The organism is Chitinophaga sp. CC14 (assembly GCF_048957795.1).
Lineage (GTDB): Bacteria > Bacteroidota > Bacteroidia > Chitinophagales > Chitinophagaceae > Chitinophaga > Chitinophaga ginsengisegetis.
On the sequence record NZ_JARBFY010000001.1, the window covers coordinates 276683 to 294169 of the forward strand.

Annotated in this window: 19 protein-coding genes; 5 read left to right on the plus strand and 14 right to left on the minus strand. The window is 47.5% G+C overall.

The window, feature by feature from the left end; translation table 11 throughout:
- Positions 1–2: 2 nt before the first annotated feature.
- From PV783_RS01135 to PV783_RS01155, 5 genes are all read right to left on the minus strand, one after another.
- A complete protein-coding gene (locus PV783_RS01135) occupies positions 3–755 on the minus strand; it encodes an SDR family oxidoreductase (RefSeq protein WP_079471755.1) in 753 nt (250 codons plus the stop codon).
- Positions 756–811: 56 nt separating this feature from the next.
- A complete protein-coding gene (locus PV783_RS01140; protein WP_420986901.1) occupies positions 812–1552 on the minus strand; it encodes an SDR family oxidoreductase in 741 nt (246 codons plus the stop codon).
- A gap of 86 nt (positions 1553–1638) precedes the next feature.
- On the minus strand, positions 1639–2580 hold the full coding sequence (locus PV783_RS01145; RefSeq protein ID WP_079471103.1) for a helix-turn-helix domain-containing protein: 942 nt from the start codon (positions 2578–2580) through the stop codon (positions 1639–1641).
- Between the two features lie 78 nt (positions 2581–2658).
- On the minus strand, positions 2659–3603 hold the full coding sequence (locus PV783_RS01150) for a polysaccharide deacetylase family protein (RefSeq protein WP_111579879.1): 945 nt from the start codon (positions 3601–3603) through the stop codon (positions 2659–2661).
- A complete protein-coding gene (locus PV783_RS01155) occupies positions 3603–4001 on the minus strand; it encodes a DoxX family membrane protein (protein ID WP_111579983.1) in 399 nt (132 codons plus the stop codon). Before PV783_RS01155 ends, PV783_RS01150 begins: the two co-directional genes overlap by 1 nt.
- Before the next feature lie 86 nt (positions 4002–4087).
- On the opposite strand from PV783_RS01155, the gene PV783_RS01160 reads away from it, so the two are divergent.
- A complete protein-coding gene (locus tag PV783_RS01160) occupies positions 4088–4933 on the plus strand; it encodes an AraC family transcriptional regulator (protein ID WP_079471105.1) in 846 nt (281 codons plus the stop codon).
- Between the two features lie 60 nt (positions 4934–4993).
- Here PV783_RS01160 and PV783_RS01165 read toward each other — a convergent pair whose 3' ends face one another.
- Positions 4994–5275, minus strand: a complete 282-nt coding sequence (locus tag PV783_RS01165) for a hypothetical protein (RefSeq protein ID WP_079471106.1) — start codon at positions 5273–5275, stop codon at positions 4994–4996.
- Positions 5276–5421: 146 nt separating this feature from the next.
- Here PV783_RS01165 and PV783_RS01170 point away from each other — a divergent pair, with 146 nt between their 5' ends.
- Complete coding sequence (locus tag PV783_RS01170) at positions 5422–6009, plus strand: SMI1/KNR4 family protein (protein WP_079471107.1); 588 nt, start codon at positions 5422–5424, stop codon at positions 6007–6009.
- Here PV783_RS01170 and PV783_RS01175 read toward each other — a convergent pair.
- Entirely contained in the window at positions 5997–6995 is a 999-nt protein-coding gene (locus tag PV783_RS01175; protein WP_420986902.1) for an AraC family transcriptional regulator, read from the minus strand. The two genes, PV783_RS01170 and PV783_RS01175, sit on opposite strands and share 13 nt — an antisense overlap.
- A gap of 142 nt (positions 6996–7137) precedes the next feature.
- Here PV783_RS01175 and PV783_RS01180 point away from each other — a divergent pair, with 142 nt between their 5' ends.
- The 3 genes from PV783_RS01180 to PV783_RS01190 all read left to right on the plus strand — a co-directional run bounded on the left by PV783_RS01180 (position 7138) and on the right by PV783_RS01190 (position 8684).
- Positions 7138–7533: a nuclear transport factor 2 family protein gene (locus tag PV783_RS01180; RefSeq protein WP_336388983.1), complete on the plus strand. Its 396-nt coding sequence runs from the start codon at positions 7138–7140 to the stop codon at positions 7531–7533.
- Positions 7534–7955: 422 nt separating this feature from the next.
- Complete coding sequence (locus PV783_RS01185) at positions 7956–8249, plus strand: hypothetical protein (RefSeq protein ID WP_111579877.1); 294 nt, start codon at positions 7956–7958, stop codon at positions 8247–8249.
- 108 nt (positions 8250–8357) lie between these two features.
- The gene (locus PV783_RS01190) at positions 8358–8684 is read left to right on the plus strand and encodes a hypothetical protein (RefSeq protein ID WP_133256261.1); all 327 of its coding nucleotides are present in this window, start codon (positions 8358–8360) and stop codon (positions 8682–8684) included.
- 4 nt (positions 8685–8688) lie between these two features.
- On the opposite strand, the gene PV783_RS01195 is transcribed toward PV783_RS01190, so the two are convergent.
- The 7 genes from PV783_RS01195 to PV783_RS01225 form a co-directional block, all read right to left on the minus strand.
- Positions 8689–9909, minus strand: coding sequence for an ABC transporter permease (locus tag PV783_RS01195; protein WP_079471113.1), 1221 nt, complete (start codon positions 9907–9909; stop codon positions 8689–8691).
- Between the two features lie 12 nt (positions 9910–9921).
- Entirely contained in the window at positions 9922–10671 is a 750-nt protein-coding gene (locus PV783_RS01200) for an ABC transporter ATP-binding protein (protein WP_336388981.1), read from the minus strand.
- The gene (locus PV783_RS01205; RefSeq protein ID WP_111579876.1) at positions 10668–11897 is read right to left on the minus strand and encodes an efflux RND transporter periplasmic adaptor subunit; all 1230 of its coding nucleotides are present in this window, start codon (positions 11895–11897) and stop codon (positions 10668–10670) included. Before PV783_RS01205 ends, PV783_RS01200 begins: the two co-directional genes overlap by 4 nt.
- 13 nt (positions 11898–11910) lie before the next feature.
- On the minus strand, positions 11911–13263 hold the full coding sequence (locus PV783_RS01210) for a TolC family protein (protein WP_420986903.1): 1353 nt from the start codon (positions 13261–13263) through the stop codon (positions 11911–11913).
- A gap of 223 nt (positions 13264–13486) precedes the next feature.
- Entirely contained in the window at positions 13487–13948 is a 462-nt protein-coding gene (locus tag PV783_RS01215; RefSeq protein WP_079471116.1) for a DUF983 domain-containing protein, read from the minus strand.
- A gap of 15 nt (positions 13949–13963) precedes the next feature.
- The gene (locus PV783_RS01220) at positions 13964–14842 is read right to left on the minus strand and encodes a helix-turn-helix domain-containing protein (RefSeq protein ID WP_079471117.1); all 879 of its coding nucleotides are present in this window, start codon (positions 14840–14842) and stop codon (positions 13964–13966) included.
- Positions 14843–14973: 131 nt separating this feature from the next.
- Positions 14974–17370 (minus strand): prolyl oligopeptidase family serine peptidase, encoded by a 2397-nt coding sequence (locus PV783_RS01225; protein ID WP_420986904.1) that lies wholly within the window; start codon positions 17368–17370, stop codon positions 14974–14976.
- Positions 17371–17487 lie beyond the last annotated feature (117 nt).

Consider the following 17487-nt stretch of genomic DNA (forward strand, 5'->3'; position numbering starts at 1 on the left):
TTTTAGTTGGTGGCGCCTCCGTTCACCAGCAGGTGCTGACCGGAAACGAAAGAAGATAAATCGCTGGCGAAAAACTCTGCCAGGTTAGCTACATCTTCCACTTCTGCGAGTCTTCCCATCGGGCAGCTATCCAGTAATTGTTTTCTCAGTTCAGGATAAGCTGCAGGGTCCACAAAAATACCGGAGTGATCTACTGCAAAAGGGATAATCGAATTTACGGTAATTCCTTTATGTCCTATTTCTTTTGATAAAATATCTACCAGGTATCTTGGAGTGGTTTTGCTGCCACCATAAACAGCCATACCGGGAACCGGGAAAGAAGTGGTGCTGGAAGCGATATAAATAATGCGGCCATTGTTCTCCACATGTTTTGCGGCCTGCTGCATGGTAAAGTAAGTTCCTTTTGTGTTGATGGAAAATACGCGGTCAAACTGTTCTTCTGTAAAATCTGTTACCGGTACTTCCACCATTTCAATACCTGCGTTGGCCACTACTATATCTATCTTGCCAAATGCCTCTTTTGCGGCTGCAAATAATTTCTCCAGGTCGGCTACTTTACTTACATCTGCCTGTACGGCTATTACACGGGCGCCCATAGCAGTAATGTTACTCACTACTTCATCGGCAGACGACTTATCTTTTGAATAGTTAACCACTATATCCGCGCCCAGGGCAGCATAGCGTTCTGCAATGGCTTTACCTAATCCCCTGGCTGATCCTGTGATCAGCGCTACTTTATTTTTTAAGCTGTTCATGATATTTGTATTTAATAATTTTTTGAGAGATGTATTGAAAGAAGGATACCTGATCATCAGGCCATGCCGCCATTTACACCAATGTTCTGCGCGCTGATCCATTTAGCGTCGTCACCTGCGAGGAATACCACTACCTGTGCAATATCATTGGGTTCACCAATGCGGTTGAAGGCAGAAAGGGAAGCCAGGCGGGCAATCACTTCTTCTGATTTACCATTGGTAAATAGTTCTGTGTTAGTAGGGCCGGGAGAAACGGAGTTTACATTGATACCCCGGGCGCCTACTTCTTTGGAGAATACGCGGGTGAGTTGTTCCACTGCTGCTTTAGTGGCTACATAAGTGCCATAGCCAGGCAGCATAATACGGTTTACAGAAGTGGAGAAGTTAATGATACTGCCTTTGTCGGCCAGGCGGGTAGCGGCTTCTCTCATGGTATTGAAAGTGCCTTTTACATTGATATCAAACTGACGGGTGAATTCTTCATCGGTAGTATCCTTAATCAGTTTGGTGATCATGATGCCGGCGTTGTTCACCAGTACATCAATACGGCCATAATGCGCGATAGCGGCGTCGAATAAAGCTTTCACTTCTTCGCTTTTGCTTACATCCCCCTGCAGGGCGATGGCGTCGCCGCCTTGTTGTTTAATGTCTTCTACTACCTGTTGCGCGGCATCTTTACCACCGGCGTAGTTAACAATTACTTTCGCGCCGGCAGCCGCCAGCTGACGGGCAATAGTAGCGCCAATACCTCTTGAAGAACCGGTAACCAGGATGATCTTATCTTTTAAAGTGCTCATGTTTTTGTGTTTTTATTTTGATAACACAAAGATGAACCAACGGCCGCCCTAAAAAGTATAAGAATTACACTAATAGTTACAAATATCTAAGATGTATGTTGCTTTCTGTATAAAACGGGGGAAATACCGGTTTGCTTCTTAAAGTAATTACTGAAATGCGTAGCCTCTGTAAAGCCCAGCTGACCTGCTATTTGCTTAATAGATGCCGGGGAATGCTGTAACAACGTACGGGCTTCGGTAATGGTTTTCTCCGAAATCCAGGTACCTATGGGTTTCCCTGTTTTACTTTTAATCACATTGCTGAGGTAATTGGGATGCAGGTGTTGTGCAGCTGCATAATCCTGTACCCTGAATACCTTATCCGCCTTCCCGTTTACCAGGTCGCGGTAGTGCTGCTCCAGGGTTCTTTTAAACTGTTTTACAATCTGCGAGCTGCGGTTACCTTCATAGATAGGATTATAGTCTTCCCAGAAGTATTCTTTGATCTTCAGCAGCAGCACCACAAACAGGTTACCTATCATCCGCGTTCTGTAGGTAGAAGAGGAAAAATATTCCTTTTCTATCTGCAGATATAATTGTTCAAACTCTGCAAACACTTCCGGCTGCAACGTTCTGGGCGGAACGGTTTCTGCGAGGAGAAAAGGGAATTCCTCAAAGATCTTCGGGTGTACGTTTTCTTTGAGAAAAGATTCGCTGAGTGTAACCAGGTGTACATCGCGGATCTCCTTCCATTCGAAAGACTTAAAATGCCCCGGGTTAGTGAAATAAATAGTTCCGGGAGAAGTGTTAAAAGTTTGCTCATCGGTGGTATACTTGCCTATCGCATCTTTCACAAAAACAAAAGAAAAGAAATTAGTACGGTATACAATGGAGGTATAAGGCAGCTCGAGATGAATGTCCTTCAGGTTATGAATGGTAAAGGCGGTTTTCGCGTCGATGCTGTCTACCGGCAAACCCTGGTAGAGATACTGTTCCAGCAGGTTGTTAAATATGATCCGTTCTTCCTGGCGTGCTTTCTTTTCTGACATCCGGTGTTGCTTTATGTGAAATTAAATAAAAAAGACAGGCGGGTAATGCCTGTCCTTTCTATTTAATTTCACATCACACTACTCCCTGATCGTATTCTTATCCGCCAGCGCCATCTTCGCAATATCATCTTTCCTTTTAAACGCCACGCCGGCATGCTTTTTCATGTAAGCAAACAACTCGCTGGTGGCTTTTACCAATTGCGGGGTACCGCCTATTCTATCATGAAAACTAATAGACATCATGCGTTTGCGGCGGGCAGATTCTTCGTACAACTGGTCAAATTCCATTTTTATCTGTTGCAGGAACTGATCGGTAGAAAACCACTGGCCTGCTACCAGCTGGATATCATTACAGCGTAAAGTGTAGGGCACTACTACAAAGTCGCCGCCATTCACTTTGGTGATAAAAGGCTCATCACGGCTCAGGTCATCGATATGATACAGGAAGCCCAGTTCCTGCAGGATATTAAGCGTATTATCGCCGCGGCGCAGCCAGTTGGCGTTGTAGCCTACCGGTGTTACGCCGGTGGCTTTTCTTACTGCTTCCACGCCATCCTGGATAAATTGTTTTTCTTCTTCGTAGGGCAGCATGTATTGCGACGACCAGTCGCGGCCATGTGCGGCGGCTTCATGTCCGCGTTGTACAATCTCTTTCGCCAGGGCCGGGTGTTTTTCCACCGCGCTGCCTACCATATGGGAGGTTACTTTAATACCGTGTTTGTCCCAGTTATCCAGCATGCGGGGGATACCTTCCTTGAAGCCGTACTCGTACCAGGTGGTGGCGGGAAGGTCTTTATAGCCGTTGAGCATGTTCTGCGGGAAGGGACTTTCGGGCCTGTCCGGCTGGCCGCCGGCTTCAAACTGCATGGACACCGATACCACCAGGCGGGAGCCATCGGCCCATCCGGGGCCGGACTTAACTGCCGGCGTGGCATTTGTTTGCGACAGTACAGTTCCCGGCAGTACCATGCCTGCCAGTCCTGCGAGCCCGGCTGTTTTCAGGAATTCTTTTCTTGTAGCCATTATTTTTTTATAAGATGATCAACAGCGATGGTGTTGTATTGGATAAAGGCCAGCAGTACAGCGAAGAAGGCCGCGTGGATCAGCTGGGAGGGCAATGCTTCCCAGTTTTCTATCATAGCGGTGCCAAATATCAGGATGATCATTACTGCGCCGCCGCCAATAAGGGAAGCACGGGTAAATAAGCCCAGCAGGAGCAGCAGGCCGATTACAAATTCAGCAATGGGTAAAGCATAGCTGAAAGGTACCACCAGCAGGTCGGGCAGCATGGACTTTTCAAAGCTTTTTACCATCCAGGCGCTGAAGCCATTCAGCTTAGGGAGTCTTACCAGGCCGTGGCCAAACATACTGGCAGCTACCGCCAGCCGGAGCAATAGAAATACGATAGGATTGTTTTCCATTTGTTTGATTTTTTGTGACACAAAGATCAGGCAGATCCCGGGAAATAATTTGTACTTTTTTAGGATCATTCTGTAATTTTGCAGGTATGTTACAAGAGAACTTATATCAGCCTTTTGAGATAGAATACCGCGAATGTACAGAATGCCCGATAGATCCGCATAAACATAACTTTTTTGAACTGGTGTATATTGTGGAAGGCAGTGGGATGCAGTGTGTGAACAAGAACCAGCTGCCATACAGCCCGGGAAAACTGTTCCTGGTAATGCCGCAGGACTGCCACTCGTTTGATGTACAGGAATCCACCAAATTCTTCTTCATCCGCTTCAATAACATCTACCTGCAAAATCAGCATAAAGACTGGATACAGCAGCTGGAATTTATTTTCCAGAATCATAACCACATGCCGGGGTGTATCTTAAAAAATAAAAATGATAAGCCGCTGGTAAAATCACTGGTAGAAGCGCTGATCCGTGAACTGGTGAACCAGCAGCCCTATCACCGGGAAATGGCCCAGCAGATTGTAAATACCATGATCATGGTGATTGCACGGAATATCCTGCTGCAAATGCCCGAACAACCCAAACATCCCGCCAGGCAGGATGCTTCCATGAATATACTGCATTACATCCACGAAAATATTTACACCCCTGAAAAGCTGCGGGCAGAGCAGATTGCATCCCACTTTAATATTTCGCCAACTTATCTGAGTGAATACTTCAAACGTAACAATGGCGACAGCTTACAGCAGTATATCACCCAATATAAACTGAAGCTGGTGGAAACAAGGCTGCAGTACAGCAGTATGCGGGTGGGAGAAATTGCGGATGAACTGGGCTTTACAGATGAAAGTCACCTGAACAGGATGTTTAAAAAATATAAAGGCGTAAATCCTTCTGCTTACCGGAAGGAGCTGCAGGCGCAGGATAACTGACGGGCATAAAAAAGCGCCCGTAGTATGCGGACGCTTTTTTACAATACCTTTTCTTTGTTACTATTCTTCGTCTTCTTCTTCCTCACCGTCATCTTCCAGCCACTCCATGTAAGAGTAGTACCAGTCTTCCAGCTGTTCCAGCAGTTCCTGTTTCTTTTCCGGAGCGCTTCTGTAGAATTCCTCTACATTATCGATTTCGTGAATGATATCGATGTAGGCAGTTTCTTCATCTTCTTCTACCCGTTTGGCAAAGAAGCGGGGTTTCTCGGTATGAAAAATATATTCATTTTCCGGATCTGTTACAGGATCGTCTGCAATCAGAAATTTAGGTAACTGTGCCATAAAGGAGTTATTTACTTTTAATGATGTTGTACTCTTTTCAAGAGCTACAAAATTATTGATAATTAGCTTATAAAAAACATGCAGTGGGAATGAATAAATTTATTGATTAAATTTCACATCTTTATAGTCGTTAAAACCCATACCATATGCAGCAATATTGGCTCAGATGGGAGAACTGGATGCAGCAGCACGCCCCCAGGTTGCTTAACATCCTCCATCCCGGCGTTACTTTTGAGGCGGTGGAATCTCTTGAAAAACTAATAGGAACGGCCATGCCGGCTTCCTTTAAAGCATTTTATGCTATTCACAACGGACAACAGAAAGCCAGGGCCGGGCTGGTAGATGCGGATCAACTGCTGAGCGTGGAAGACATCACCACCCAGTGGCATCACTGGAAAGACCTGCTGGATGCCGGAACTTTCAACTATCATGACGAACCCGTACTCTCCACACCGGATACCGGCATAAAAAACGACTGGTGGAATCCTTTATGGATCCCTTTTACCGGCGATGGCTTTGGTAATCACCTTTGTATTGACCTGGACCCTGCGCCGGAAGGTAAACGCGGACAAGTAATTACGTTCTGGCACGATGACAGTCACCGGGCCATTGTAGCGGGTTCTTTTGAAGAATGGCTGCAGGATTATCTCACCGCCCTGGAAAAAGGAGAATATATTTTTGTGAAGAAATGGGGAATCGTGCACAAAGACACCTTCCTGAACTACAACGATTGATTATACTGTACCGGCGAACTGCCCGTCCACCGCTTAAAAGCCCTTGTAAAAGCACTTAACTCATTATAACCAAGCATCCAGGAAATATCTTTCAAGGGGTAATTACCGGAAGAAATATAATACACCGCCAGTGAATGCCGCACCGCATCTGCAATATCCTGATATTTTACACCTTCTTCTTTCAGTTTACGTTGTAAACTCCGGGGACTCAAATTGAAGTTAGCCGCCATGTCGTTCAGCGACGACACACCAAGGTATGAATTGGCCAGCAGGTAATTGTAGATCCTGTTTTGTAAGGTTTTCTGCTGACCAGCCGTTTGAGGTAAACTGCTTACCTTTTGCAGCAGCAGGTTCTGGAGCTCATAATTGGCCGTTAACAGCGGTTCGTCCCAATACCTGCTGTCAAATACCAATACATAGTCTCCCACCCGTTTTGAAGGTTTACAACGAAAAACGCGCTCATATTCAGCCGGGTCAGGAACGGTATAAGCCAGCCGGGCTGCCTGCGGCACTATTTTCTCCAGCAGCAGGCCATCCAGTTCGTGAATCACCATCATCAGTAAAAGATCGATCAGTTGACGGAAAGCATACGGTGGCGCGGCGCCATAGTCGACCGCCGGCAGCAGCCGCACCGTGAAACTTTTAGCGGAGCGGGTTACTTCCATCCGGCACTGGTCCGTTACCAGGTGTGTTAGCGCCGCGGCATGCGTTAATGCCTCCCCCACGGTAGCGCTGCTCCGGATAATTTCTCCCACCACCCCCAACGCAGCAGGTTGCAGGGATTCACCGAAGTGCAACCCAAACAGGGGATCGTTGGTTAGCCGGGCTGCATTCAGCCACAGGTCCTGCAACTGCTGCGCAGTAACAGGCGCAGTATGGCTTTTTTTCAACGCCACCAGATCAATACCGGCCAGCTTACAGAGCTGTGCCGCATCTACATCCCGCTGCACAGCATATGCGATAATACTTAATACCAGCTGTTTCATATAGCAAAGGTATTTCGTACGGTGTTTACAAAAATCATTATGTCGGCAAATGGTAAGTAATTGTCGTGTAAAGGTAAACGATAAAGAGGTGCCGGGTAATAGCTTTGCATTATCAATTCATCAACAACTAAAAAGTATAAAAATGGAACAGCAAACATTACAGGTAGTAACCGATTTTGTAAACGCCGTACAACAGGTAAACCTTGAAAAATTAGGCGCACTGCTACACCCCGAAGTAAGCTGGGAACAACCGGGCAGCAACCGCTTCTCCGGTATCAAAAAGTCCAGCGGGGAAGTATTCCAGATGGTAGGCGGTATGTTTGAAGTATCACAAAATACGATGTCCCTGTCGGCCATCAAAACCATTGCGGTGAACGGCAACCAGGCGTCTGTAGTACTTACCTGGAAAGCATCCCGGCCGGGGGCAGAACTGCATACCGATAACGTAGACGTATATACGGTAGAAGATGGTAAAATTGTGGCAGCGAAAATATATGCGGAAGATATCAGTCAGGAAGATACTTTCTGGGGCAATTAATTGTAAGCATTCAACACGGGCAACACCTTCCGGACTACGGGCAGTCCGGAAGGTGTTTTTTATGCATAAATAATCCCCCTGCTGTTACGGATAACAGTCATTTTTTTTAGCATCAGTTAATAAGGAGAAATCAACTACCGGTTATGTTACAGCTACGCGTTACTTTAATTCTCCCTGTGAGGTGTAGGAACAGATAGATACAGACCTTTCGATTACTTCACAGGCAGAGGGCTTACCGTAAATGAATATACGAAATTTTAATGACCCCGTCCCGGGAAAATCCCCGGTATGTACCAGCAATACGGTAAAAAGTACATCTGTAAAAAACTGTATTTCAATAAACAAATCAAGTGGCATTATTGTTGAATAATAACCAGCGTCAGGCAATCATTTTTTTTAAACTAAAATTAAAAACAATAAACATGAAAACTCCAAAACTGCTGATAGCTGCGGCCATAGGCGTAGCGGTAACACTGGCCGGCCAGCACACATTTGCGCAAGGAATTGATAGTACCGCCAAAAAAATAGGGAACAAAACAGCCTCTATAGCTGTTAAAGGAGCCTCCACCATTACAGATAAAACCTTTAAAGGCAAGGAAGGCCCCAACGGAGAAACCGTTTACATCGATAAAAAAGACAGGAAATACATTGTAGACGGAAAAGGCAAAAAGGTATATCTGAAGAAATCGCAGATACATGACAAGAAAAAAGACTAGATCTACACTGCCATAAAGTAAGCCGGCCAGGGAAACCTGCCGGCTTTTTTGTTGCCGGTAAAAACAGATATTGTTACGTATATTCATATTGCCAATAAATACCCGCTTATGCAACTGAAACCAGGCACCTGTTACAAGGTAAATACCAGGACTATTGCAGCGCTGCAGCAATTCGGGGAGTACGAATTTGTGGTAGCGGTTATCCACGCCAACGACACCTCCGACAGCGTGGTGTTTGAACTCAAAAAACTGCTTGGACACTACAGCACCGAACAGGAACTAGCCACCCGGCAGGCCATCGAAACCCATGCCGATGGTTTTTCACTGGAAGATATCACCGGGCACCAGCTTAACCTGCTGCAATTTGAAAGAGAAAGCGCTTTTATAAAATGGATCGCGGAGGGCATCGCTGTTCCGTACGACTGTAACGCGTAAATAATTACTCGTAACGCAAGGCTTCAATAGGATCCAGCCGGGACGCCGCCTGCGCGGGATAGTAGCCAAAAAACACCCCCGTAAAAGCACATACCACAAAGGAAAGTATAATAGAAGACTCCGATACCAGCGTAGGCCAGCCAAGCGTGAGCGTAATTACTTTGGCAGATGTAATCCCCAGCACCACCCCTATTAAGCCACCCGTTACGCTAATAATAATGGCTTCCACCAGGAACTGCAGTAAAATATCAATGCCCCTGGCGCCGATAGACATACGCAACCCTATTTCCCGGGTGCGTTCTGTAACAGATACATACATAATGTTCATGATACCAATACCACCAATCACCAGCGAAATACCGGCAATAGCGGTTAACAGGATGGTGAGCAAACTGGTGGTGGAACTCAGCGTTTTTATCAGCTCTTCCATTGTTCGTACCTGGAAATTATTTTCGTCGGCAGGCCGCAACCGGTGCGTGGTTCTGAGGATGTCTATAATTTCATTGGTAGCCTGATCCGAAGCGCCTTCGCTCACCGCGGAAGCATAAATACTCTGGAAATAAATGGTAGCCAGGATACGCTTTTGCACGGTAGTGTATGGTGTCAGGATAATATCATCCTGGTCCTGCCCGAAAGAGCTTTGTCCTTTTGGCGCCAGCGTACCTATTACCTGTAACGGGATGGAACCCAGGCGGATCACCTTTCCTACGGGACTTTCCCCACTGGGAAACAGGTTCTTGATCACGGTTTGGCCCAATACGCACACCTTTGCGGCGGTAGCCACGTCGGCATCAGAAAAACTGATGCCGTCGTTCACCGTAAGCTTCCTGATATCAAAATAAGAAGGGGCCACTCCCTGCAGGGAAGTGGGCCAGTTCAACGCCCCGTAAATGGCCTGTCCTTTGGTAGACGCCACCGGCGACACTGCGCTTACATATTCCGCATTCTTTTGTATGGCTAAAACGTCTGCAATGGTAAGCGACTGAAAGCTTTCTCCTCCTATTCTTACTCCACCGGCTACGTTACTGCTGGGCAAAATGGTGATCATATTAGACCCCATGCTGCTCAGTTGCGTCTGGATACTTTCCTTTGAACCCTGCCCGATAGCCACCATCGCAATAACGGCGGCCACACCGATGATGATCCCCAGCATGGTCAGGAATGCCCGCAGCTTATTACGCTGCAACGCCTTTAACGCTATCATTATGAGATTGATTGCACTCATGCTTTCGGTTAGTTAATAGTCTTCGGCCGGAGGCAATGCTGCCAGTGCTTCCTTTGCCGAGCGTACGTTTTCGTTCTTGCTGTCTTTCACCACTTTTCCATCACGCAGCATCACCGTTCTGCTGCTGAATGCCGCTATATCCGGTTCGTGTGTAACGAATACAATCGTTTTGCCTTCCTGGTTCAGGTCCTGCATCAGGGCCATGATTTCGTAAGAAGTACGGGTATCCAGGTTACCGGTGGCTTCATCGGCCAGGATCATTACCGGCTGATTGACCAACGCCCTCGCAATGGCTACCCTTTGCTGCTGCCCGCCGGAAAGCTGGCTGGGGGTATGGTCTTCCCGGTCTGCCAGCTTCACCGCCTGGAGGGCGCCCAGCGCCCGGTCGCGCCGCTCCTGCACAGATAGCTCCGGGTTGTAAAACAGCGGCAACTCCACGTTTTCCAATGCAGAGGTACGTGGTAACAGGTTGTATGCCTGGAACACAAATCCTATTTTATGATTCCGCAACCGCGCCAGTTCGTTGCGCGACAGGCCACTCACATTCACGCCATCCAGCAGGTAACTGCCCGAAGTAGGTTTATCGAGGCAGCCGAGAATATTGAGCAGCGTGGTTTTTCCGGAACCACTGCTTCCCATGATGGTGACAAACTCCCCGGCAAATACGTCAAAAGACACACCCTTTAATGCGCGTACCGTTTCGGTTCCCATCACAAATTCACGCTTGATCTGCTGTAGTTCCAATATCTTGTTGCTGTTCATCGTCTTCGCCCTCCCATTTTTGGTAAAAACGGACTGGTACCACCCGCTGCCGCTACGGCTCCCCCGGCTGTGATACCTGTCACTACAATATCATTTTCGTTTAGCCCTGAGAGTACTTCAATATGTGTATTGTCGTTCAGTCCTGTTCTCACATGTTTTTGCACCAGCGTATCCCCGCGCAGTATCCATACATAATTGGAGGAACCTATGCGGGTGGTGCTTTTGAACTTACCACCCGTAGTATCTTTTGTTTGCGCAGTATTGCGGGTTCTTCTCACTGCGCTTTGTATCACATAATCTTTTAACTGTACGGAGTCGGGAATAAATTTAAGCGCCTTTACAGGCAGCAGCAGGGCAGAGTCTTTCTCTGCCGTATAAATAGTAACGTTGGCGGTCATGCCTGGTTTCAGCTTCCTGTTGTCATTCGGCGCATTGATAATGGTATTGTAGGTAACCACATTGGAAGAAACCGAGGGCTGCAGCCTGATTTCCTGCACACGCCCGGCAAAAACATCTTCCAGGTAGGCATCTACGGTAAAGGTTACACGAAGTGAATCTTTTACATTCCCGATATCTGCCTCATCCACACTGGCTTCTACCTGCATTTTGGTGATATCCTTTGCAATTACAAACAAAGTAGGCGTGTTGAAACTGGCGGCTACTGTTTGTCCTACGCTTACATTCCGGTTAAGTACCACGCCGTCGATCGGTGAATGGATTTCTGTAAAGGAGAAGTTCTTTAATGATGAATTCAACTGGGCATTTACACTGGCAAGATTTGCTTTGGCCTGTCCTATCTGGTTGGCAGCAATGTCATAGTCGGCTTTGCTGATGGCGCCTGTTTTATATAGCAGTTCCTGCCGCTGAAAATTATTCTTCTGGTATTCCAGGTTGGTTTGCGCTACCTGCACGTTGGCCCGCAGCTGGTCTACCTGTGCCTGGAAAAGATCTTTATCCAGTTCCGCCAGCAGTTGCCCTTTCTTCACCTGGGTGTTAAAGTCCACGTACAGATATTTGAGCGTACCAGACACCTGGGTACCCACCGCTACCGTATCAACCGGCTGAATGGTACCAGTGGCGGTTACCGTAGTGGCAATGTGCCCGTATTCCGGTTTGGCGGTATCAAACCTAACCGGTTCTTCTTTCTTCCTGATAAAGAAAAACCAGATCGCCACCAGCAGCAGTATGATCACCACCGTTATGATAACACCTTTATATTTTCTCATACCTCAATTACATTTATAGTTTTACCGGTATGCCCCTGTAAAAATCATATATCCTGATGTTCAGAGCAGCATTGTATTTCGCCTGTATATAAGATTGTAATGCCTGTATATATAAATTCTTCTGCTGAAGAAAAACCACGATATTGGCAGCGCCCACCTTCAGTTGTTCGCTGGCAATCCGGTAACCTTCCTGTGAATATTTCAACTGCTCCACAGCAGCATCGTACTGCGATTGCGCATTGAGCACATCGATATAGGATTGTTCAATAGTTTGTGTAAGATTTGTTTTGGTATCCTGTAAAACCAGCTTCGACTGATCCACTTCTATTTTTGCTTTCTCCACATTGGTTTTCACGACCCGCCGGGTGAAGATGGGAACAGACAATGTGAGCCCTATCTGCTGATAAAAATTATTATCCATTTGCTTGAAATAGGCGCTGTTGGCTCCTCCGCTAACATAAGACGATCCCAAAGCCCCTCCTGCTGTAAGCGTGGGCAAATACCCCGCCCGCGCCTTTGCCAGGTCCAGGTTGGATACCTGGATACCCAGCTCGCTGCTTTTTACTTCCGGCCTGTTTGCCAGTGCGGAGTCCTGTACTTCCTGCAACGCATACAACCGGGTGTTGGTGATCAGCGTATCCGGTTCCTGGATTTCAAAATTGTAGCTGCTGGGTAGCTGCAACAGTTGTTTCAGCACCAGCTTGTTTTGCCGGTGCTGGTTTTCGGCGGTCACCAGCAGGTAACGGTCGTTCGATAACTGCGCCTTCAACTGCACCAGCCCTATCAGCGCGATGCTGCCCACATCATATTGTTGTTGTCCTTGTTTTACCTGGGCTTCGGAGGTGGCTACCACGTCCTGCACATATACAATGTTTTCTTTTGCAAGCAGGATATTCAGATAGGCTTGTGTAATCAACACCGTAATATCATTCACCTGCTGCGCAATATTCAGTCCTGCCACCTGTGTGAGCAGGTTCTTCTGCTTAATATCATTATTCAGGTATCCTCCCTGGAAAAGCGTAACACTTGAATTAACACCGTAATTGCCGGTGGTATTTACCCGGTAAGAAGAATTGCCGGCGGCAGTGATAGATTTACCACCATTAAGATCCTGGGAAACTGAGCCGGTAAGGTTAGGCAGCTTTGCGGCGCGTGACAGCAACAGATCCTGGTCACTGCTCATTTTGCTCAGGCGCAGGCTGTTTAACTGGATATTGTTTTTCAGCGCATAATCGAAACACTGCTGTAAAGTCCATTGTGCCGGGAGTTGCAGCATGGCGCTGTCCTGCGCGTTCAGCCGGGGCTTCACTGACAATAGAAAAATAAAAATGAGTAGAAACTTTCCGGGCTGTCTGAAAAACATCATCGTATAATCATTGATGTTAGTAAAGGCTACAACTGGAATAAGGGGCCAAATGACAATACAAGATAACAAATTATTCATCTTCATACATCAGGGGCGTTGCCTTATTAACGAAAAACGGACCTATAGAAAGATAATAACGGATAAGTGCTCCGTTTGTTCTCTCCATAGATCCGTAAATTACCATCTCCGTCCTATCGACTTCTTTGCCTGTTCTGTTGGCCTATTATATTGCGTTCTTAAATGTAGCGTTTGATCTGCCGGTACCCTGCGGAGGACCCTGGTGCCAGTTTTCGTCGTAGTATACAAAAAAGGCCATCCAGATGGTGCGGGACCATCGCATCAGCAGGGGTTGCAGTATTATCAGCAGCAGGGCGTTTACGCCAAGCCACCAGAAAATCCGGTTGTCGTAAATGGAGAAGCCAATGAACAGCCACCAGGCGATAAGGCTGGCCACGCATACGGCGATGGACAGTGCATAGCTCACATAGCCGGTACCGTAATAAAAACCTACTTCCACTTCCACCGGCTGACCGCATACCGGGCAAACATCGGGCATCTTTAAACAGTTTTTCAGGTCATAGGGATTTTGGGTAGTATAGATAGCCCCCCTTCTGCAACGGGCGCACTTGTTCCCCAACAGGCTTTTCAGCAGGTTGGGTTTTACATTATTTTTATCTGCACACATATAATGAAAGATTTATCAGGAAATATTTTTCCGGAACTCTTCCGGTGTTGTTCCTGCGTATTTTTTAAAAAACTTGGTGAAGTAAGAATTGTCCGCAAAATTGAGCTGGTAGGCGATAGCGGCAATACTCATATCTGCATTGATCAATAATCGTTTTGCTTCCAGCAGTACCCGGTCGCGGATAATTTCCCCGGCCGATTTCCCTAACATATGCCGGCAAAAGGCATTGAGATAGTTAGGTGTTACATACAGCAGGGCAGCATATTCTTTCGGCAACCGCAACTGCATATAATGCTGTTCCACCAGTTTGCGGAAATTGCGCAGCAGCACATAATTATGCGGCAACTCCTGCCGCGATTCCCCCTGCCTGCTGGCGCGGCTTACTGCGATAAACATTCCCAGCACCTGCAACCGCAACATATCCTGGCTGTAAGCCTGCTCGCCTTTTATTTCTTTCAGCATGCCTTCAAACTGCGCAGTTACCACGGGAATGGCGGCTTTAGGAAGTTGTACCACTCCTTCTGCACTCACCCCGCTGAAAAAAGGAAACCGTTCCACGTAGTCCGCATCCTGCAGGAAGGCATTAAAGAACCCGGCAGATACGTTCATCACGTAACCTTCTATCTCACCGGAAAAAAACCAGCTATGTACCTGGCCGGGTACCATAAAATATAATTGCCCCGGCTTTACCGGGAATTTTTCAAAGTCGATCGTATGGCTTCCACTCCCGGCAGTAAAAAATGCCAGATGATAAAACGAATGCCGGTGTGGGAAATGAATATCCCGGTGTGCTGCCAGGTAATCTGAAAACCTGGCCACCAGTATATCCTCAGATGCCGGCTTTCCCATAGCCAGAGAACAGATATCGTATGTTGGAATGAGCGCCTTTGACATGATGCAACAAAGGTACAAAGGAAGTGGGAACGGGGGTTGTGGTATTAGGGGCTTTAATGGTACTTTTTACTTATGATGATAATATCTGTGATGATCCGGGCGGATCATCACAGATATTACAGGAGCGATCTTTATTGCTTTACATATTTCATCAGCCATTCGTCCATTTCCCACAGCATATGCAGGATACTTTCCCGGGCGGCATAACCGTGGCTTTCCTGTGGCAGGAATACCAGGCGCGCCGTACCGCCGTTGCCTTTAATGGCGTTGTACAGTCGTTCGCTCTGGATAGGGAATGTACCGGAATTATTATCGGCTTCCCCGTGAATGAGGAGGATAGGCGTTTTCAGCTTATCTGCATAAGAGAAAGGCGACATTTTATAATACACTTCCGGCGCCTGCCAGTAGGTGCGTTGTTCGTTCTGGAATCCGAATGGCGTTAAAGTACGGTTATAGGCGCCACTGCGGGAAATACCTGCTTTGAACAGGTTCGTATGTGCCAGCAGGTTAGAAGTCATAAAGGCGCCGTAAGAATGGCCACCCACTGCTATACGGTCCTTATCGCCCACGCCCATTTCCGTGATCTTGTTTACGGCAGCTTCCGCATTCATCACCAGCTGGTCGATGAAAGTATCATTGGGTTCTTTATCGCCTTCTCCTACAATAGGCATTTCGGTAGCATCCATTACCGCAAAGCCGCGGGTTACCCAAAAGATAGGCGAACCATAATTTACGCGGGTAAATCTATAGGCAGAACCACGTACCTGGGCAGCATCGCTGGCAGATTTATATTCACGTGGATAAGCCCACATCAGCACCGGCAGGCGGCCGTCTTTAGCGGAGTCATAGCCTTCCGGCAGGTATAACATAGCGGTGAGATCCACACCATCTTTGCGTTTGTATTTCAGCAGTTGTTTCTGCACGCCTTTCAGTTGTGGTTGTGGATGAGGAAATGCCGTGAGTGCCACGGATGTTTTCTTTTTCAGATTTTGCAGGTAGTAGTTTACGGGAGATGAAACCGATTCACGTGCTGTCACTACCACGAGCCTGGCAGGATCAATCACATCGGCCACCTGCTCGTAGTAAGGCGCAGCGGAGCGCCACAGGATATTTTGTTTGCCGGTATTTAAATTAAAAGAAGACAGGAATGGGCGGTCTCCTTCAGGAGAAGCACCGGGCGCCGTCATCAGCAGTTCATGCGAAGGCGACACGTATAATACAGATCGGTTGTATTGGTTCTTTATAGTTACAGGGGTTCCCGGATCGTTGTAACGGTCGTTTTCAGAACGATCGATCAGCGTAACCGGCGCCTGCGAAGGGTTAGCAGGGTTTATACGGCTCACCTTTACTTTCTGCTGCGTGCTGTTGGCGTCAGATACCAGTGCCAGCTGGTTGTTGGCCCAACTGATGCCGGCAAAGCGGTTCACTGTTTTCACCAGTTCCTGCGGCGCGGCGCTGAAGGGAGCTGGCAAGGTATTCACTACATCGCGGAAGGGCACTTCCTTTTTAGGATCGCCGCCATCGAGGGCCTGTACCCACCAGATAGTGGCTGGTGCATCGTTGCGCCAGGAGAAGTAACGGGGATAGTTGCTGGTGGCATCAAAGCCTTTGGGACGTACTTCATCCAGCGGGTTGCTGGCGAGTTTCTTTACGAGTTCGCCATTCATTTTCCATATCTCTACTTCAGTAGGAAAACGGTGGGCGCCTACCAGGTAGGAATATGGGCGGTGCAAACTTTCCATCAGCAGGTATTGATTATCCGGCGATGGGGAAGCAGTTACATAAATAGCGGGTTTACCGATTACCTGTTCGCCGGTAGCGCTGATAATTACTGGTTCGGACTGAAAGTAATAATCGAACAGCTGCTCATCGTATGGGTTTTTCAGCATGTCCTGGTAAGTGGCTGCCGGAGCGGCTTTACCGGAGGTTTGCTGTACAGTGGGGCCAGCCGGAGCCACTGGTTTCTCCGGTGCTTTGCCAATAGCCGCAGGTACGGCCAGTGCCAGGATACGGTTATCATCGATCCAGGTAAATGCCGGGCCTGCAATATCGTTGAGGGCGCGGGTGCTTTGTTGCGTGGCGGCGCCGGTAGCAACATCCGCTTTCCATAAAGTAATACGGCTGTTGTCTGTGAGGGTGAAAGCAATGCTTTTCTGTGATGGCGACCAGCTGATATTGCCGATGCGCGCATTGGCGGGCAAGCCGGTTACCGCGTATTCGTTGTTGCCTTTAATATTTTTTATACGGATAGCGGTGATGTAGCCTGCGCGGCTGGGACCAAAGTTAGCCGGGTTGATACGCGCTCCCGCCAATTTGTATTCCGGTTGCGATAATTCTTCAATAGTCGGGTAACTGGTGCGCTCCATGATCAGCATCACATCTCCTTTGCTATTAAAGTCCGTTGATGGCGAAGGGGCTGCCATCGCCAGATCCAGGATACTCTTTGGAGGAGTCTGGTACTTCAGCGCATCTTGCGCATAGGTGTGCAAAGTGATGAATAAGGATAATGACAGAATAAGTTTTCTCATATAGCAGTTGATGTTAATAAGCAATCCGGCCAAAATAAACTTATTGCCACAGTTCGCAAAGCAGAAAATGATGAGCGTTACCCATCTCCCTAAAAAAAGATAAAAAGAATAAAAAGT

Excerpts from the sequence above, each read along its gene's own strand:
- PV783_RS01180 (WP_336388983.1), top strand. The coding sequence starts at position 7,138 with ATGGAACAGCAAACATTACAGGTAGTAACCGATTTTGTAAACGCCGTA.
- PV783_RS01200 (WP_336388981.1), bottom strand. The coding sequence starts at position 10,671 with ATGAACAGCAACAAGATATTGGAACTACAGCAGATCAAGCGTGAATTT.
- PV783_RS01220 (WP_079471117.1), bottom strand. The coding sequence starts at position 14,842 with ATGTCAAAGGCGCTCATTCCAACATACGATATCTGTTCTCTGGCTATG.
- PV783_RS01215 (WP_079471116.1), bottom strand. The coding sequence starts at position 13,948 with ATGTGTGCAGATAAAAATAATGTAAAACCCAACCTGCTGAAAAGCCTG.
- PV783_RS01170 (WP_079471107.1), top strand. The coding sequence starts at position 5,422 with ATGCAGCAATATTGGCTCAGATGGGAGAACTGGATGCAGCAGCACGCC.
- PV783_RS01225 (WP_420986904.1), bottom strand. The coding sequence starts at position 17,370 with ATGAGAAAACTTATTCTGTCATTATCCTTATTCATCACTTTGCACACC.
- PV783_RS01210 (WP_420986903.1), bottom strand. The coding sequence starts at position 13,263 with ATGATGTTTTTCAGACAGCCCGGAAAGTTTCTACTCATTTTTATTTTT.
- PV783_RS01160 (WP_079471105.1), top strand. The coding sequence starts at position 4,088 with ATGTTACAAGAGAACTTATATCAGCCTTTTGAGATAGAATACCGCGAA.
- PV783_RS01150 (WP_111579879.1), bottom strand. The coding sequence starts at position 3,603 with ATGGCTACAAGAAAAGAATTCCTGAAAACAGCCGGGCTCGCAGGACTG.
- PV783_RS01205 (WP_111579876.1), bottom strand. The coding sequence starts at position 11,897 with ATGAGAAAATATAAAGGTGTTATCATAACGGTGGTGATCATACTGCTG.
- PV783_RS01185 (WP_111579877.1), top strand. The coding sequence starts at position 7,956 with ATGAAAACTCCAAAACTGCTGATAGCTGCGGCCATAGGCGTAGCGGTA.
- PV783_RS01195 (WP_079471113.1), bottom strand. The coding sequence starts at position 9,909 with ATGAGTGCAATCAATCTCATAATGATAGCGTTAAAGGCGTTGCAGCGT.
- PV783_RS01165 (WP_079471106.1), bottom strand. The coding sequence starts at position 5,275 with ATGGCACAGTTACCTAAATTTCTGATTGCAGACGATCCTGTAACAGAT.
- PV783_RS01190 (WP_133256261.1), top strand. The coding sequence starts at position 8,358 with ATGCAACTGAAACCAGGCACCTGTTACAAGGTAAATACCAGGACTATT.
- PV783_RS01145 (WP_079471103.1), bottom strand. The coding sequence starts at position 2,580 with ATGTCAGAAAAGAAAGCACGCCAGGAAGAACGGATCATATTTAACAAC.
- PV783_RS01140 (WP_420986901.1), bottom strand. The coding sequence starts at position 1,552 with ATGAGCACTTTAAAAGATAAGATCATCCTGGTTACCGGTTCTTCAAGA.
- PV783_RS01155 (WP_111579983.1), bottom strand. The coding sequence starts at position 4,001 with ATGGAAAACAATCCTATCGTATTTCTATTGCTCCGGCTGGCGGTAGCT.
- PV783_RS01175 (WP_420986902.1), bottom strand. The coding sequence starts at position 6,995 with ATGAAACAGCTGGTATTAAGTATTATCGCATATGCTGTGCAGCGGGAT.
- PV783_RS01135 (WP_079471755.1), bottom strand. The coding sequence starts at position 755 with ATGAACAGCTTAAAAAATAAAGTAGCGCTGATCACAGGATCAGCCAGG.